The organism is uncultured Campylobacter sp. (assembly GCF_938045775.1).
Lineage (GTDB): Bacteria > Campylobacterota > Campylobacteria > Campylobacterales > Campylobacteraceae > Campylobacter_B.
The window spans coordinates 23,727-39,307 of the sequence record NZ_CALIBH010000230.1; the positions used below are offsets into that span (position 1 = coordinate 23,727).

The 15,581-nt window shown below is 46.3% G+C and carries 27 protein-coding genes; 22 read left to right on the top strand and 5 right to left on the bottom strand.

Features of this window, described 5'->3' with window-relative positions; all coding sequences use genetic code 11:
* Position 1 precedes the first annotated feature (1 nt).
* The 3 genes from Q0238_RS09330 to Q0238_RS09340 form a co-directional block, all read right to left on the bottom strand.
* The gene (locus tag Q0238_RS09330; RefSeq protein WP_297921115.1) at positions 2 to 385 is read right to left on the bottom strand and encodes a hypothetical protein; all 384 of its coding nucleotides are present in this window, start codon (positions 383 to 385) and stop codon (positions 2 to 4) included.
* A gap of 119 nt (positions 386 to 504) precedes the next feature.
* Entirely contained in the window at positions 505 to 1,077 is a 573-nt protein-coding gene (locus Q0238_RS09335; RefSeq protein ID WP_297945467.1) for a helix-turn-helix domain-containing protein, read from the bottom strand.
* A gap of 23 nt (positions 1,078 to 1,100) precedes the next feature.
* A complete protein-coding gene (locus tag Q0238_RS09340) occupies positions 1,101 to 1,346 on the bottom strand; it encodes a hypothetical protein (protein WP_297921109.1) in 246 nt (81 codons plus the stop codon).
* 151 nt (positions 1,347 to 1,497) lie between these two features.
* On the opposite strand from Q0238_RS09340, the gene Q0238_RS09345 reads away from it, so the two are divergent.
* From Q0238_RS09345 to Q0238_RS09375, 7 genes are all read left to right on the top strand, one after another.
* The gene (locus Q0238_RS09345; RefSeq protein WP_297945469.1) at positions 1,498 to 1,848 is read left to right on the top strand and encodes a hypothetical protein; all 351 of its coding nucleotides are present in this window, start codon (positions 1,498 to 1,500) and stop codon (positions 1,846 to 1,848) included.
* Positions 1,849 to 1,852: 4 nt separating this feature from the next.
* Complete coding sequence (locus tag Q0238_RS09350; protein WP_297945471.1) at positions 1,853 to 2,221, top strand: hypothetical protein; 369 nt, start codon at positions 1,853 to 1,855, stop codon at positions 2,219 to 2,221.
* Positions 2,222 to 2,307: 86 nt separating this feature from the next.
* The gene (locus Q0238_RS09355) at positions 2,308 to 2,550 is read left to right on the top strand and encodes a hypothetical protein (RefSeq protein ID WP_297945474.1); all 243 of its coding nucleotides are present in this window, start codon (positions 2,308 to 2,310) and stop codon (positions 2,548 to 2,550) included.
* Positions 2,551 to 2,647: 97 nt separating this feature from the next.
* Positions 2,648 to 2,851, top strand: coding sequence for a hypothetical protein (locus tag Q0238_RS09360; RefSeq protein WP_297945477.1), 204 nt, complete (start codon positions 2,648 to 2,650; stop codon positions 2,849 to 2,851).
* Between the two features lie 115 nt (positions 2,852 to 2,966).
* On the top strand, positions 2,967 to 3,272 hold the full coding sequence (locus Q0238_RS09365; protein ID WP_297945479.1) for a hypothetical protein: 306 nt from the start codon (positions 2,967 to 2,969) through the stop codon (positions 3,270 to 3,272).
* Between the two features lie 115 nt (positions 3,273 to 3,387).
* On the top strand, positions 3,388 to 3,678 hold the full coding sequence (locus Q0238_RS09370) for a BrnT family toxin (protein WP_297921088.1): 291 nt from the start codon (positions 3,388 to 3,390) through the stop codon (positions 3,676 to 3,678).
* On the top strand, positions 3,675 to 3,878 hold the full coding sequence (locus tag Q0238_RS09375; RefSeq protein WP_297945481.1) for a BrnA antitoxin family protein: 204 nt from the start codon (positions 3,675 to 3,677) through the stop codon (positions 3,876 to 3,878). The genes Q0238_RS09370 and Q0238_RS09375 overlap by 4 nt, the downstream gene beginning before the upstream one ends.
* An 82-nt stretch (positions 3,879 to 3,960) precedes the next feature.
* Here Q0238_RS09375 and Q0238_RS09380 read toward each other — a convergent pair whose 3' ends face one another.
* Positions 3,961 to 4,239: an XRE family transcriptional regulator gene (locus Q0238_RS09380; RefSeq protein ID WP_297945483.1), complete on the bottom strand. Its 279-nt coding sequence runs from the start codon at positions 4,237 to 4,239 to the stop codon at positions 3,961 to 3,963.
* A gap of 35 nt (positions 4,240 to 4,274) precedes the next feature.
* On the bottom strand, positions 4,275 to 4,610 hold the full coding sequence (locus tag Q0238_RS09385; RefSeq protein WP_297945485.1) for a type II toxin-antitoxin system RelE/ParE family toxin: 336 nt from the start codon (positions 4,608 to 4,610) through the stop codon (positions 4,275 to 4,277).
* A 129-nt stretch (positions 4,611 to 4,739) separates the two neighbouring features.
* Between Q0238_RS09385 and Q0238_RS09390 the strand changes: the two genes are divergently transcribed.
* The 15 genes from Q0238_RS09390 to Q0238_RS09460 all read left to right on the top strand — a co-directional run bounded on the left by Q0238_RS09390 (position 4,740) and on the right by Q0238_RS09460 (position 15,570).
* A complete protein-coding gene (locus Q0238_RS09390; RefSeq protein WP_297945487.1) occupies positions 4,740 to 6,437 on the top strand; it encodes a hypothetical protein in 1,698 nt (565 codons plus the stop codon).
* Between the two features lie 72 nt (positions 6,438 to 6,509).
* On the top strand, positions 6,510 to 6,809 hold the full coding sequence (locus Q0238_RS09395) for a hypothetical protein (RefSeq protein WP_297945489.1): 300 nt from the start codon (positions 6,510 to 6,512) through the stop codon (positions 6,807 to 6,809).
* A 2-nt stretch (positions 6,810 to 6,811) separates the two neighbouring features.
* Positions 6,812 to 7,372, top strand: coding sequence for a hypothetical protein (locus Q0238_RS09400; protein ID WP_297945491.1), 561 nt, complete (start codon positions 6,812 to 6,814; stop codon positions 7,370 to 7,372).
* 12 nt (positions 7,373 to 7,384) lie between these two features.
* The gene (locus Q0238_RS09405) at positions 7,385 to 8,314 is read left to right on the top strand and encodes a DUF5309 family protein (RefSeq protein ID WP_297945493.1); all 930 of its coding nucleotides are present in this window, start codon (positions 7,385 to 7,387) and stop codon (positions 8,312 to 8,314) included.
* A 40-nt stretch (positions 8,315 to 8,354) separates the two neighbouring features.
* Positions 8,355 to 8,990: a hypothetical protein gene (locus tag Q0238_RS09410; RefSeq protein WP_297945495.1), complete on the top strand. Its 636-nt coding sequence runs from the start codon at positions 8,355 to 8,357 to the stop codon at positions 8,988 to 8,990.
* 89 nt (positions 8,991 to 9,079) lie between these two features.
* On the top strand, positions 9,080 to 10,141 hold the full coding sequence (locus Q0238_RS09415; protein ID WP_297945497.1) for a phage tail protein: 1,062 nt from the start codon (positions 9,080 to 9,082) through the stop codon (positions 10,139 to 10,141).
* A gap of 10 nt (positions 10,142 to 10,151) precedes the next feature.
* A complete protein-coding gene (locus tag Q0238_RS09420; protein ID WP_297945499.1) occupies positions 10,152 to 10,802 on the top strand; it encodes a hypothetical protein in 651 nt (216 codons plus the stop codon).
* Between the two features lie 55 nt (positions 10,803 to 10,857).
* Positions 10,858 to 11,394 carry a hypothetical protein gene (locus tag Q0238_RS09425; RefSeq protein WP_297945501.1) on the top strand — a complete coding sequence of 179 codons (537 nt, stop codon included), beginning with the start codon at positions 10,858 to 10,860 and terminating at the stop codon, positions 11,392 to 11,394.
* A complete protein-coding gene (locus tag Q0238_RS09430) occupies positions 11,391 to 11,723 on the top strand; it encodes a hypothetical protein (RefSeq protein ID WP_297945503.1) in 333 nt (110 codons plus the stop codon). The genes Q0238_RS09425 and Q0238_RS09430 overlap by 4 nt, the downstream gene beginning before the upstream one ends.
* A gap of 152 nt (positions 11,724 to 11,875) precedes the next feature.
* Positions 11,876 to 12,235 (top strand): phage holin family protein, encoded by a 360-nt coding sequence (locus tag Q0238_RS09435; protein WP_297945505.1) that lies wholly within the window; start codon positions 11,876 to 11,878, stop codon positions 12,233 to 12,235.
* A complete protein-coding gene (locus tag Q0238_RS09440; protein ID WP_297945507.1) occupies positions 12,216 to 12,545 on the top strand; it encodes a DUF5675 family protein in 330 nt (109 codons plus the stop codon). Before Q0238_RS09435 ends, Q0238_RS09440 begins: the two co-directional genes overlap by 20 nt.
* An 87-nt stretch (positions 12,546 to 12,632) precedes the next feature.
* On the top strand, positions 12,633 to 13,073 hold the full coding sequence (locus tag Q0238_RS09445; protein WP_297945509.1) for a glycoside hydrolase family protein: 441 nt from the start codon (positions 12,633 to 12,635) through the stop codon (positions 13,071 to 13,073).
* Positions 13,066 to 13,647, top strand: a complete 582-nt coding sequence (locus Q0238_RS09450) for a hypothetical protein (protein WP_297945511.1) — start codon at positions 13,066 to 13,068, stop codon at positions 13,645 to 13,647. The genes Q0238_RS09445 and Q0238_RS09450 overlap by 8 nt, the downstream gene beginning before the upstream one ends.
* On the top strand, positions 13,647 to 15,179 hold the full coding sequence (locus tag Q0238_RS09455; protein WP_297945513.1) for a hypothetical protein: 1,533 nt from the start codon (positions 13,647 to 13,649) through the stop codon (positions 15,177 to 15,179). Before Q0238_RS09450 ends, Q0238_RS09455 begins: the two co-directional genes overlap by 1 nt.
* Positions 15,180 to 15,333: 154 nt before the next feature.
* The gene (locus tag Q0238_RS09460; protein ID WP_297945515.1) at positions 15,334 to 15,570 is read left to right on the top strand and encodes a hypothetical protein; all 237 of its coding nucleotides are present in this window, start codon (positions 15,334 to 15,336) and stop codon (positions 15,568 to 15,570) included.
* Positions 15,571 to 15,581 lie beyond the last annotated feature (11 nt).

Genomic DNA, 15,581 nt, shown 5'->3' on the forward strand with positions numbered 1-15,581 from the left:
GTTAATATCCCACTTCCGCGAATAGATTGTTTTGTCGTATAAAAATCCCCAAAAGCTTTGCTACGATACGGGCGAAGTCCGGGTTTTTGAATTTGAAATTTCTAAAATAAAAATAAACCGCATTGATATTTTTGCCGGTGCGGCGCGAGATAAATTTGGCTATCTCTTTTTCACTATCGGCGCATTCAAGCGCTCTGTAATATAGCTCTGCGATGTCGTCAAAGTGGGGACATTTGTAGTTTTGTCTAACATAGAGATGCCCGTCTTGCCTATAAAACCTATCGTCGCGCCCGGTTCTTCGGTCGAAATAGGATAGGTTTTGCAGGGCCTTGCGCGGGGTTTCGTAGGTAGCGCAAGCGGACTCCAGAGACATAAACTCTCTCATAGCCCGCCGCCCTGCTTGTAAAGCGTGTATCCGATAAGCTCTAAAAGGGCAAGGCAAAGTAGGGCTACCGCCCAATCTACAAAGCCCATTTCAAAAAAAGCCTCTAACATCTCCGCCCCCTATAAAATTTTCATATCCTCGGTAAATTCGATCTCATAGATCGGACCAACGCCGCTTTTGAGCCAATCGATATTGACATGCAAATTTTCTTTAAGCGCATACGCCCATTCAAGCAAGAAAGGGTATTGTCCATCTTTCGCCCGGTTGTAGAGGTGGCGCGAAGTATGAAGCAGCTCGCAAAACTCGCCGAGCTTGAGGGAGTTATCAAGCCGCACGGCCTCGGCTCTTTGCGCCGGGGTGCTAAGGGTGCTAAGCAGGACGTAACGCTTTGACACTTTTAATTCAGGCTCTTTGGGCGCTTTTGTTTTGTTTGAAGGTTTGTTATTGCAGCTGCCGCAGCAGCCTTCACACGAATGTGGGACTTCTATTTCTTTATTCGCAGGAATGAGAGTATCTCGGCGTATGCCGAGGATTAGCGCCATCTGCGCGATCCTGCTTTCCGGGATACTCTTCCTAGTCTTCCAGCCGATTAGCGTTCCGTATGGAATTTTTAAAAGGGTGCTAAGCTCTGCATCGGTCTTAACGCCGGCAAAGAAGCGCGCTCTTGTTAAAATTTCACTTACTTCACTCACGATAAACCCTCTTTTCTTATGAATTACCTGCGAACCGGCTCAAAAATTTCGCCGTCGCCCGTGTATATCCAATCTCTACTAAAGCCGTATCTTTCGACAAATCGCATAACCCACTCAAAAGGGATAAGCTTCTCGCCGAAGCGAACCTTTTTATAGATAAATTTGGATGTGTCTAAAAAAAGCATCACGTCTTTTAGGCTCTGATTTGTAAGTCTTCTCATCAGATCCAATCGATCCCCGATAGAGTAGAAATCGATACTCTTGCGCATTTTCAACTCCTTTTACGCAAAGATTTGATATAATTAAGTGATTTTGTCCTGAAAAAAGAAAACCATTTTTCTTAATTTTCTGCATTAATTATATAACAAAAGTTATATAAATGTCAAGTATTTTTATAACTTTTTTATAAAGGAGCATTAAATGACGGTGAGAGAGGAATTGGACGATTTAAAATTTCGTCTAAGGTTAAAAACCGATGAAGAGCTGGCGGTGGCATTAAATACCTCGAAAGGATCAATAGACAGATGGATAAGCAGAAAGGATATACCGCAGAAATGGCGCAGGATAATAGAACTACAGTTTAAAGGATCAAATATTATAAATAGCCAAATTGGAAATCAGAACACCCAAAACAGCGGAATGGGCGAATTTGATAGAAATGGTGCATGGAAAGAATTTATGGACTTGTTTAATGAATTTGGTAGCAACGCCATGCTTAAGAAATTTATTGAGCGATTAAAAGAAGAAAAAGAAAAATTTGCAAAGGAGTAAAAAAATGGATAAATCTAGTTCGTATGACGAAAAAGACATTGGGTTGAGCGTATATGATGACGAAAACGAAATTAGTCTATTTAAGGTGAAGGAGCTAATGCTCTTTAGAGAAGATGCCAAAAGTAACGCGGGATATAGCGATCCTAAAACTGCGGCAGAAGAGTTCTTGGAATTTATGAATATCTGCTATTATGAAATTATCGAGGCGGAGTTTATTCAAAAACACAAAAGCGACCCCGTGTGGCTAAGAGTTAAAATTTTACAAGAGGGAAAAAGAAAAAAAAGGAAAAAGCGAATTGACGATCAATGTATCCAAATAAATAGCAAAAATAGCCAGATAGGCAACAGAAATATACAAAATAATAAAAATTAGTATTAAGTTTATATTTATTAAAAGCGGCGCGATCGCGATTTGTGGTATAATAGGACTATTATTTATTTCTTTTGCGAGGTGATGATATGAAAAAGCTATTTTTGCTTTTTATTTTTTGCATGTTTGCCGCAACGAACGCGGGTGCAGCGCAGCGGGTGGGCGGCTATACGAAACGGAACGGCACCTATGTGATGCCGCATCACAGAAGCTACAAAGACGGCAGCAGGTATAATAATTACTCCACAAAAGGGAACTACAATCCCTATACCGGAAAAAGGGGAAGCAAAAGCCCCTATAAAACAAAGAGTTATAGAACCAAAAGGGGCTGACGTTTAGCGACAAGAGGAAATTTACAAAAACGACCGAAGGTTAAGGATTTTTTGGTAAAATTACTTTCCATAATAAAATTTCAAGAAAGGATGAAAGATGGGCGAGACATTAAGATATATTGCTTCAGGATTTAGAAATGCTTTTACCACCTTCCCGCTTGAAAGCGATATGATCTATAGGGCGGGCGACCTATCAAGGAGAATATACAAAAAGAGAATAAAAGAGCTAGAGAAAAGATATGGCGACGAGCAGATCAAAAAGAAAAAATCCAAGAAGCAATCATCCGCAGGCAATAAATAGCCAGCCGATTCAAAACTACATAGATAAGGCAGTTCAGTAAAATTTAAATATAAATGTTATCCCTTCGGAACTCAACCAGATTTTGCAAAAGGATCCCGATTACGCGGAAAGGGCTATGCAATACCTAGAAAATGATCAGAAGCATAGGCATGAAATCGAGGATAGAATTTTAGCCGTCGAAGAGAAGGAGCAGAGCTTAAGAGCGCAGGAGGCGCCGCAGATTGTAAAGTTTAATCTAAGGGGACAAATTTTTGCCACAATTATTATTTTGTCCCTGGTCGGCTCTTTATTTTATAGCATTTACAAAGATTATTATTGGATGGCCGGCGGGAGTATCATCGTGACGATAATCGCTATTTTGCCTCAATGGTTTAATAAAGACAGAAAAAAAGCAGATCCAAACGAAACCGACCGAAAATAATTAAATTTATTCGCATATGAAATTTACAAATAAAAATCCATTTTAAAATTTTGCGCGAGCTAATCCGAAGCGATTACATAAGCTTCCTATAAGTAAAAATCTATATAATATAATTATGAAATATATAAAATTTACCTTCGATAAGCGCAAGGCCGAGATCAATTTAGCCAAACACGGCGTGAGCTTTGGCGAAGCAAAAAGCGTCTTCGCCGACGAGTTTGCGCGCGTGATATTCGACGATGAGCATTCGGAAGACGAGGAGCGATTTATCATTTTAGGTATGAGCGCGCGAGCGAGAATTCTCGTCGTGGCGCATTGCTACCGTGAAAAGGACGAGGTCATCAGAATCATATCGGCGCGCAAGGCCACCGCTCGCGAAACCAAGCAGTACGAGGAGTTACGATGAAAAAAGAGTATGATTTTAGCAAATCGGTTAAAAATCCGTATGTAAAAAAGCTCAAAAAGCAGATCAGCATAAATTTAGACGCCGAGACGATCGAATATTTTAAAGCCCTTGCCGATCAGAGCGGCGCGAAGTATCAAACGCTTATCAATATGTTTTTAAGCGAATGCGCGGCAAAGGGGCTAAAACCAAATTTTTTATAAATTCGCCCTTAAAACGCGCGCCCTCGCTTTGTCCGCATTTCATCGGCGCCGCCGAAGTTTAAATGGCTGCGGCGGCGGATGGTTAAATAATCGAGACGTCGAGCTTCTTACCTAGCGCGCTTACCGCAGAGCTTAAGGTGCTTAGGGTAAGAGAGCTATTTTTCGGATTCAAAAGCCTAGATACGACGGCTCTGCTGGTATTCATACGCTGCGCGAGCTCGGTCTGCGTAATGTTTTGAGCTCTCATCTCTTCTTCAATCTGATAAGCTATAACGCGCTTTATCGCCACGGCTTTCGTCTGCTCGTAAAGCCCGTCCTCTTTCAAAAAATCATCAAACGAACTTAAATTTTCCAGTTTCATATTCACTCTTCCTTTTTTTGTTGCTAGCCTTACTTTTACCCTAATTCCCTTGCGCGCTTGCTCGCCAGATCGATATCCTGTTTAGGCGTCTTTTGCGTTTTCTTTATGAAGCCGTGAAGCAGCACCATATACCCGCGCTTCACGATAAAAATCACTCTTGCGATCTTTCCGTCCGAAATATCGCTGCGCACCTCATAAAGTCCATTTCCTAAACTTCTACACACGGGCATCCCGATCGGGTAGCCAAACTCCACCGTCGCAATATCCTCTCCTATGATCCTGCGATCCTCTCTATCCAAACTCAACAACCACTCGCGAACGGGCATATTGCCGCCCGCATTTTGATAGAAAACCGCCTCAATTTTTTTCATATTCCGTATTGTATCAAAAAAGATACAAAAAAGCAAATCGCAGTATAGAAAAATTAGGACGCGGGGGAATAAGCTATCCAAAAAATAGGGTCAAATCCGGGCAGGATGCGCCCTTTTGCGGAGTAGAAAATGCCAAACGACGAAGATTATTCGCTGATTACGCGCGCTTTTAGCGACCTTGAGGAGCAGGAGGAGAGATTTCTGCGCTGCGAGAGAGCATATCGTGCGGTTTACAAAGAGGATAACCGCACGAGCAAGCGCAAGAGCGCAGAGCGAAGCCGCTCGAAGCTTTACATCCCGCTCGTAAAAACCACCGTAAATATCATCCATAGCGTATTTAAAACCAGCTTTATGAGCGACCGCTGCCCGATCGAAGTAAAGAGGGTAGGACTGCGAAGCGATCATGATCTAATCCTGCAAAACGCGCTTACGGCGGTGCTGAAAAACTATTGGAAAAAGAAAGAGCACCGCGTGGGGCTATCCAAAGCCGTGCTTAGCGCGCTGTATCTGCCGCTGGGTATCGTCAATCTATTTTACGACAAAACCGCCGCGCAGATCCGCACGAAATTTATCCCGATCACCGATCTTGCATTTGATCGCCACGCAAGCGACATCAACGACATCGAATACGTAGCCTATAAATATAACCAATCGGCAAGAGAGATCAGAGAGAAGCTGGAGCGAAAATTCTACAAATCCAAAGACCGAAACGTGATCGCGCAGACCACGGCAGGCAGCGAGCGCATAGCGATGCGAGATCTGTATATCAAAAGCCGCGAGCAGGGGCGCGCCGTATGGAAGCTCAAAACCTACGCAAACGGCACTCTCGTGCGCGAAGCGACATTCTCCCGCCTGCCGTTTCACTACGGATATTGCATCGAAACTACGCCTAGCATAAACGAGGACGAGCGTGAGGATGAGATAGCGATATACGGCTCGTGTATCCCAGAGATCGTTTGGGAGCTGCAAGAGGAATACAACATCAAGCGAAACCAAAAGATCGACATCACCGAAAATCAGATCGATCCGCCTTACGCCGTAGATAAGGATTCGGGCAGCGTGGCGATCAGCGACATCGCCGCTAGGAAAAAATTTATCCGCATAAGCCCGGGTCCGGGCAAGACGGTCAAAGACGTCATTATTCCGATAAACGAACCCGGCACCTATGGATTAAGCGAAGAGATCGCGATGCTAAAGAACGAATATGAGATCGCGACGGGCGTAAACAGCGTGATGACGGGGCAAACGAGCCCGAGCGATCGCAGGGCTACGAGCGCGCTTCAGGCGGTCAATTCGGCTTCCGGCACGAGGATAGAGAGCATGCTTCAAACCCTGCTCGATACGATGCTGCAAAGCTATGCCGAACATTTCGTCTGGCTCATATACAAATTTACAAGCGACGAGGAGTTTGTGCGGATTACGGAAGATCCGCAGATCATCGAAAAGATAGGTGATCGCAGCGCGCCGCTTGATTTCGACGTGAACGTAAATTTCGGCACCACCATCGCAAACGAAGTCAAGATCGGACAGCTCAACTCGCTGATGCAGGTCTTGGCGCAGGCGAATATGGCAACCCCAGCTATCTCAGGGGAGATCATAAAAGAAATTCTAACTCTGATCCTCGGCGAAAACGCGCCTATCGAGGCGATCGACGAGGCTATGGCGCAGATGCAAGCGCTCCAGCAAGCCCAACTTCAAGCGGCGCAGCAAGCGCAGGACGCAGTCGATGATGAGGGCGGCGCGGCACCGGACGTCCCTGATAGGGACGAACATCCTCCGAGCGACGATGAACTCGATCGCGCAGCGCTGCTAAACGGCGGGATTTGAGATGAAAAACGAGTTTAAAAAATTTAGGACGCGCAGAAATAGAATCATTAAAAATTTTCAAAGGAGAAAGCTATGAAAAAAAGCGATTTTAAGGTGCTCGGCACGATAACCCATATGGCTTCTAACGGGCTGATGGTGTTTTCAAACGGCAAGAGCACGGGGCAGATCTCGGACGGAAAAATCGGCGACGTAGTCGTCAGAGCTAAGGACGAGACGGGGCTGGAGGTGCAAATTTTTAGCGCCGAGGAGTGGTCCGCCATGGGAGCCGATGAGAAAAAGTCCGGCAAGGATGAGGACGGGAAAAAGGACGACGTGAAAGCGAACGAGGGTCTTTTGGATTTGGGCGGTAAAGCAAGCAAGGAAGGAGAGTAGAGATGGACGTGGATATCTATGACGACGATTTGGACGAGGGCGTAACAGATCCCGCCGCCGCGGCTGTCGCAGACGGCAAGGGGGAACCTGCCAAGGATGCGGGGGGCGAGCCTAAAAAATCCGCCGCGCCTCGCGACGACAAATCTGCAAAAGAGGAGCCGAACAAAGGCGCGGAGTCTGGCAAGAAAGAGGGCGCCAGAGGCAAGGTGCTAAGCGACGAGGAGTATCAAAGCTTCCGCGCGATGGAGCAAGAAAGGCAGCTTAAAGAGCTCGAAACGGATTTCAAAAAGGAATACGGGGACTTCAATATGCAAAAGGTCCTCGACAAGATGTTTGAGCTCGACGAGAAGAACAAGGGGTATTTGGAGAAAAATTTCAACCCTACGGGGATCGAAAACGTCTATCTCAAATATTTCAAGGATAAGGCGCCGCAGGACGACGAATATGACGTAGTCCACGGCAAGGGCGGCAGCGCTATCGATAGAGGAGAGATGGCGCGCCGAATCAACAAGGGCGAGATCAGCCAAGAGGAGAAGCTCGCCTACCTCGCCAAAATTTATTAAAAGGAGAAAGAGATGCCAACTATCAGAGATGGGCTAATTACCTCCGAGGAAGCGTTCGGCAAATCGGGGATGGAGTTTTGGAATACGATCAAAGAGATCGGCTGGAAAAGCACGCCGTTTCTTACGGCGATCGGAATGGGTGCGCCGAGGGATAGGAGCTCCAACGCGGCGTTAGGTCATACTTGGATGTATGACGAGACGCCCGACGGCGATCTAAACAACGCTCACATGGAGGGCGGCGCTCCGGCTGCGCTGAAATACGTGATCGGCGGCAAGCTAAGCAACCACTATCAAATCGTCAAAGACACCTACGGCGTCAGCGGCACCGAGGAGGACGGCAAAAGAGTGGACGGCTCGATGGTGCTCGCTCGTGCGGGCGATCTTGCGGGCATCCGCCACAAGCAGACGATCGAGAAGATTTTGCTTAGCGATCAGGCGGCGCTTGCTCGCGTCAATACCGGCGCATCAAAGGCTGCGGGAAAGTGTGGTGGATTGAAAAGCTTTGCCACCGTAACGAACACGATCGATGCGAAAAACGCCACGCTAAGCATGCAAACGCTTAGAGACGTGCTCAAAGTAGGGCACAAGAAAAGCCGCCCGTATGATTTCATCCTAGTAAATGATAAGCAGCTCGATAAGATCATGGATCTCATCGACAAGATCAAACAGGTAAATAACACGGTGGAATATCTCCATGATAAGGTGCAGGCGATCGACTCTCAATACGGCGAGAGCGTAAAAATCCTGCTAAGCCCGGAGCTTGCGGATACAGAGCTGATCGCATTCAGAAGCGATGACATCTACAAGGTGGACTGGAGAAATACCAGAAGAAGAGAGCTTCCGAGCGAGAACGACGAGATCAAAAGGGAAATTTTGACCGAATTCACGCTTCGAGTCTGCACGCCGGTGGCCTTTGCTTGGGTGAAAAACCTAGCAGCCTAAAGCGCGGGGCAGGTAAGCCTGCCCCAAACAAGGAGAAGAGATGACCTTTTCAAATTTCAAAGAAAGACTGCAAATCGCGACTCGCCCGGACGTCTTGGCTCCGAGCGACGAGGAGATCAAGACGCTGATGGGCGAAGCGGCGCTGGAGATTTGCAAGGCTATCACTCCGCTTGAGATGATCGAGATAGATCATCGCAGCTTCGAGGTGGCGTATCACTTAGGGGGCGATTACTTCGTGCGAAAATTTAAGCTTCCTGCAAAGGATAGCGACGAGATCGATTTCAAAGACGATAGCTTGATAAGCGCTCTGCTTTACGGAATCGCCGCGAAACGCGGACGAGACGATTTTTATCAAAAATACAGGAGCTTTTATCAAAGATCGCTCTGCGAGTACGAGCTAAATAATTTCGATGAAAACACGCCCGATCTGACCGCCGCGCTGGCAAGAAGCGGGTATTTGAAACCCTACGGCATCTATTATGCGCTCTCTAAAGTATATATTTTTGTACCAGAGTTTCTTTCCATGCTTGATTTTTGGCTTGCCGATATTCCCCGCAAGCGCAATCTTTCGTGGCGAAATTTTATTTACGATTTTATCAAATATCAAAACAAACAGATAGATCGCGCTGATTTGGCAGCGCTGGATAAAATAATGAAAGAAAGGATAAAACCATAATGGCGGATAAAGAATTTACACAGATATGCAAGGAAATTTTAGCTATTGCAGAAAAAGTGTCTCCGTTGGCAGAGCAAACAAGGCAGCTTATGGAGAGGACAAAACAAGACAAAGAGGCAACCGAGCAAAACGCTGCGAGCGCAAAAAGTGCGAAACAAAAAGCAGAAGAGATACTTGCCTCGATAGAAAAGCTTCAAGAGAAGATCAAATCTGCCGCGGATAAGGTAGAAAACGCGGGCGTACTTCTTGAGGAGCTAAAACTGCTTAAGGAGCAAATTAAAACCCTGCTTCAAAGCGGACTTATTAATGACGGGGAGCAAAGCGCTACTCAAACCTATAGTTCAAGACTAATTGAGCAAAAGCTAAAAACCAAGCTAAATAAAACCGATCAAGCAGCAGATAGTGCAAAATTAGGTGGCGTAGCCGCCAGTAATTTTATGGAAAAAAGTAAATATAACCCAACAAACAACTCCCTTGCCAATACCTTGGTATTAAGAGACGCAAACGGAGATTTCGCGGGCAGATACGTTACAGCAGGGCATTTTAAACTTACCGCTCCCGTGCAAAACAATATCTTTTCAAAAAACAATGAAATCCTCTTTAGAGTAGGTGCCTCGGATAATGACAATTATACAAGAGCGGTAGGTTTTTCACTGCTGTCCTCTACGATTCTACCAGTAGGCACAATAATCACAAGTGCAAGGTCTACCGCACCTGATGGATTTTTACTATGCAGCGGAGCAGCGATATCCCGCACCGCCTATGCCGATTTGTTTTCGGCTATCGGCACGGCATACGGAGCAGGGGACGGCTCAAGCACCTTCAATATCCCCGATCTACGAGGAGAGTTTATCCGCGGAGCTGATAATGGACGCGGGGTAGATGGAGGCAGAGCTTTGGGCTCGACTCAAAGCGACGCCATAAGAAATATCACAGGACAATTCGCAGGATATGGAGATAGATTTTTGATAAACGAATTCTCAGGGGCATTCGGACATATCGGATACGCCTCCAGAAGAATATCAGTTGTGGGAGAGGACTATAATGAGACGTCTTACAATGGCGCAAATTTCGATGCTTCTCGCGTAGTACCTACTGCAAATGAAAACAGACCGCGCAACGTAGCGGTAAATTTCTATATCAAGTATTAAGGAAAGGGCAATGAAAATCTACAATTATGACGGGGCATCGGGAGAATATATAGGGCAAAGCGAGGCACAAAAAAGTCCGCTTGAGGAAAATGTATATTTAATCCCCGCTAATGCTACGGATAAGCAACCTCTAGCCTCTAAAAATGGCTTTGCGGTATGCTTTAAAGAGGGCGCTTGGCAATACATCAAAGATGAGCGTGGCAAAACATACTACGACGCAAACAATAATGAAGTAAAAATCACAAAGCTAGATCAAGACACTTCAGCCCTAAGCGAAACGCCAAAAGAGCCCTCAATCGAACAGCTACGCGAAGCAAAGACCGCAGAGCTTGCCGCTTGGACGCATTCGATGGGCGATAGTTGCAAGATCAACCTCAAGGATTTCGGCGTCATCAACGGAGGCTATCGCTATTTGCTGAATGTTGAGGCAATGATCGATACCTTCGATAGCCTAGAAATTCGCGCGTTTCGTATGTATGACAACTCTATGAAAAAAATCAATGGACAAGAGGAGTTAAAGCGTATCAAAAAGGCTATTCAGATCGGAGGGCAAAAACTCCATACCCTCAAATGGCAGTATGAACTCAAAATTTCAAAAGCTAAAGATAAAAAAGAGCTTGACGCGATCACTTTCGCAGATACGATCGAGGTGGCGCTATGAGCTACTTTCTGATTTTTCTCTCGGCGTTTGTCCTCTTCGCCGATAAGGAGCGATAATGTTTTGGATACTCAATAGGCTGCGCGGCCGTTATACATACTTCGCAAAGCTTAACGCTTTGGTGGTGGCACTTTTGATATTTGCCTTTTTGGGGAATTTCTACCTCGCGATCATCTGTGGGCTAGGCTATCTTGCAGGCGAAAGCAAAGGTTGGGGAGTATGGGTAGGTGCACTTGTAACCCACGGCAGCTACACAAGCGAGCATGAAGTAAAATTTATCGAGCGCATCGCTCGCAAGATCGTCAAAGACCCGCGCGCGCATTGGCTGGGCTATTGCCGCGTATGTTTGTTTTTGCGCGGTCTGCTTTGGTGGCTGCCCGTTTTCGTGCCGCTGCTCTTTGCGGGCATTTACGGCGCGCCGTTTCTAGCCGTAGCTCTTGCGGCAGGCTTCCCGCTTGCTTGTGAGCTAGGATATCGCACGAAATTTAGCTTCGCTTTTAAGAAATTTGAGGTTAAAACCGCGTGGGCTAGGCAGGAGCTCTTTTATGGGGCTATGCAGGACGCGGCATTTATAATCTTGTGGGTAATGATATGAGCTTTAAAATTTACGCAATTTTAGGCGCGGTAATTGCGCTGCTTCTTGGAGCGCTAAAGTTTCAATCTTGGCAAGCAAGCAAGCTGGAAGCTGAGATTTTGGCTCAAAAAGCACAGATCGAAGCACTAAAGCAGCAAGTGGGGCAAAGAGATAAGCAGATGGAGCAAATCTCACAAGCCGCGCAGCAAAAAGACGCGCTAAGCAAGGATTTGGCTCAAATTAAGAGGCAAATAGCTTTAAAGGCTAGGAAAGGGGGCGGGGATGAAATTTCAAGCGAGCTTAACGCTAGCGCTAATTTTGTGCTTGAGCGGCTGCGCGAGCGCCCCTAATTGCACCAAGCCGCCGCAGTATCTATTAGCCGTGCCGCGCATAGACGCGAACCGCACTATCCGCAGCCAAGCAGACGCCGCGGAATTGATGCTTGATCTATACGAGGCTTACGCGAAGTGTGCGATTAACCTAGAAAGCATAAGGAAGCTAAATGAATGACCTAAACAGCCTATTCGACAAAATTTATTGGGGGTGTATGATGGCACTAGCAATAGCAATCACCGCACTGCGGACTATGTCAAAGAAAAGGAAAAGCAAATTTGCCTATATCGTAGCATTTTTATCGGGCTTTCTAAGCTCGATTACTCTTTGCTACTTCGGATCGGAATTTACCCTATTTATGACGGGGAACACTCGTTTTGGATTAGCGGTAGGCGGGTTTTTTGCTTGGGTAGGCGCCGATGCCGTAAAAAATTGGGCTGAAAAATTCGTCTGCTCTAAGCTAGGCATCGATAGGCGAATGGGCGAGGATGATTTTAGGGAGGATGAGTATGAAGATAAAGATAAGTAGATTTAAAAGTATCCATGACGGCACGATCGGCAAGCTAACGATCACGGACGACGGAAAGAGGCTTTTTGAATGCTTTACCCTTGAGCCCGCGGGCGGCGATACTACGCAGAGCGGCAAGGATAGGCGCATACCGGCAGGCAGGTATCAAATGCAGTGGCACAATAGCCCGAGCCAGAAGCGAATGTGTCCACTTCTATACAATGAGCTGGTGCCGAAAGAGCGCTACATTCTCATTCACCCCGGCAATTTCCCGAAAGATACTGCAGGCTGCATTTTAGTAGGTGAAAATTATACCGCCGCGGGGGGTTAGCAACTCGATAAAAACCTATAACTCTTTTTTCAAAATTTGCATAGGCAAACACATAGAATTCATAGAGATCACAAACGAGGAGGGGATATGAGCCTCATCGAAAATATCAAAATCCACGAGGGCTATCGCAGAGAGATATACAAAGATAGCCTCGGAAAGGCTACAATAGGATACGGCTTTTTGGTAGCCGCTCTTAGCCCCGACGAGCTCAAGCTCAACGGCGGCAAGGCGGAGCCGATGAGTAAAGAGGTAGCGGAAAAAATCTTAAATTTAAAAGTTGCGAGGCTCAAAAAACGGCTCTTTCAGTGTTTGCCGTGGCTTGCGGACAAGCCGCAAAACGTGCAGGATACCCTAATCGAAATGGCATATCAGCTAGGGCTTGCGGGGCTCTTAGGTTTCCGTCATACCTTAGGCTGCATAGAAGCAGGCGATTACGCACAGGCGGCTAAGAATTTAAAAGCAAGCTTGCTTTATCGCCAGACCCCAAAAAGGGTTGAGGGCTACATAAAAGGACTGAAAAATGGCTGATTACAAGGAAGCATATAGCGAGCTTTACAAGCGCGTGCTCGGCGACACTATGGCGGCAGATACGCCGTATCAAAAATTTACCGCCAAGATCGATGAATACATGCAGCTTTACGGACTACATAACGATAAGAAATTCGATATGCTCTGTAACACCCTCGTTTCGATGACGCAGAGCGTAACGACGAGCAGTCAAGAGATCGCCCTGCGACTTCTTAGCGAGAGCGAGGAGTTGCCTTTGCGAAAACAGCAGCTCGAAGCTCAAGTAAAAATAGCCGATGCCGATGTCAAACTCAAAGAACGCGAGCTTGATCTGATGGAGAAAAAGCTAAATTTGGCAGATCGGGAGGCGGCATTTAACGAGGCGCGCACGGCCCTAATAAAAGAGCAGACCAATAGCGAAAAAAAGCGCGGGCAAGCGATAGACAGAGAAATCAAAAGCTACGATGATAAACTAAGAATCCAAGAGGCAAGCTTGCTAAAAGATAGCGTATTTGGCTACTCCGTAGGAGGGCTAAATCCGCCCGCAGAGATGACAACTAAAATGTTTAATGCAATCGATAGGATTACTCCGTAATGCGTAGCGAAGCCGCGGCTTTTTATCGTAACCCATCGGGCGATGTGGTAGCCGATGCTACCAACGGGATGATCTACTCGGCGGTCGCGTATAATAAAATTTGTGAGTATTTGCATAAGCAGTTGGTAAGAAAAGGGCGCGCACCGCAGCAGATATTTATAGATACGCAAAAATGGGGGCGGGTATATTACTGCAGAGATCTTGTTCCCCACGAGTTTGATAGACGCTATTATGTAGGTGGCTATCGCCTAGATACGGGCGGGCTTCAGCCCTATGCTTACGAGGGAGGCGACAATTTAGGGCTATCTCAATTTTTTGCGGGGCAAAAGCCAACCGCACCCTACTCCGGACCTAGCGACGGACAGATAACAGATTATTTTTGGATCAAGAAAACAAAATTTAGCAACTTCAGGATTGCCTGCAAATATAGCGGGCGATGGAATCAATATGAAATTTATCGTTTTTTTTCTTTAAATCGGAATCGTCCGATTGAAAAAATAATAGCGCTTTGCGGTATTACCAATTATCAAATCGTAAAGGAATTTTACAATGAAACAAAAAATATGGGCGGCGAGTTTATAGACCTCGACGAGGGAATTTGCTATTTTTACTATATGTGGTTTCCCGATCCCAATCATCAAGAGGGGGAACATGGAGGGAGACCATCTAAAATGCGTCTTGGTTGCACCGCATATCCTCTTTTTTATGCGGATAGTAATTCTCCCGTAATGGGCTCTAGAAAATGGGTCAAAAAGTGGAGCCAAATGTATAAATTGGTATATGATAGGAAATCCAAAGGCAAATTTGGCAAATGGGGGCCTATAATCAGTTTTGGCTTAATAGCGATAACCTTTGTGCTGACGGCTGTAACCGTCGGCACATACGGACCTGCGGCAGGCGCTACAATAGGCGCGCTAACAGGAGGCACAGGCGCTGTTACGCTAGGAGGAGTGATGTCGATCCTTGCAGTCGCTGGCGCCATAGGCGGGTTTATAGCTACGATAGGCTCTATTGCAGGAAATAAAGGCTTATCTAAAATTGGGCGCATAGCGGGTTTTATCGGCGCAATAGGCTCGATCTATCTCTCCGTAAAATCTCTTTTTACCCAATCCGTCGCCGCTCAAAACGCGAGCACCGCGACAAATCAAGCCGTAGCCGGAGCCAGTGGAGCAAATCAAACCTGCCAGCTCTACAACGGCGTAAGCGTGAGCTCTTGGGCTGGCACAAACGCGGGCGCGAGCTCTGCGGTAAATGCGGCACAAGGGGCATCTATCGGTGGATTTGCCGCCGCAGGAGCTACTAGCACGTCACAGCTTTACCTCACTACCGCACTGAAAGTAGTAGGTATAGGCAGCAAGGCTTTTGCTTTGGTGCAAGATATACGCTCGGAATTTCGCAAACACGGCGACACGCAAGATACCGATATGCAAGAGCAGAGCGAGGAGGAAAAGGTCGTGAGCGTGAACTCCGATGCGGATATGGATGAGGAGCACGCAAAAAAGGCGCTTTTACGAGCGCGACGTCGAATATGACTTGGGTTTAGAGGGCGGCACACTAATATCAATCGACGATAGTTTATTGGCAGAAACATAGAGCGTTTTTTACGCGACTAAATTCGCGCTCGATATAGAAAAAATAGGAAATAAAAAGATACTTTTTATATAAATTTGTTTGAAAGGATCAAAGATGTGGGATTGGCTTAAATCGGCAGGCGGGTTTTTTAAAAATAATGCAGACGCTCTTAGTGGACTTGGGACTATCGCAAGCGGACTGGGGAATGCATATAGCGCTTATCAAGCAAATAAGCTTGCAAAAAAGACATACGATCTTAACGCAGATATTTTAAGAGGAGAGCAAGAACGCAGAAAGAAGCAGCAAGAAAACCTCGATAAAGCGTGGGCTAGCTCTAGTTACGGAGCATAAAGGAGGCTAAT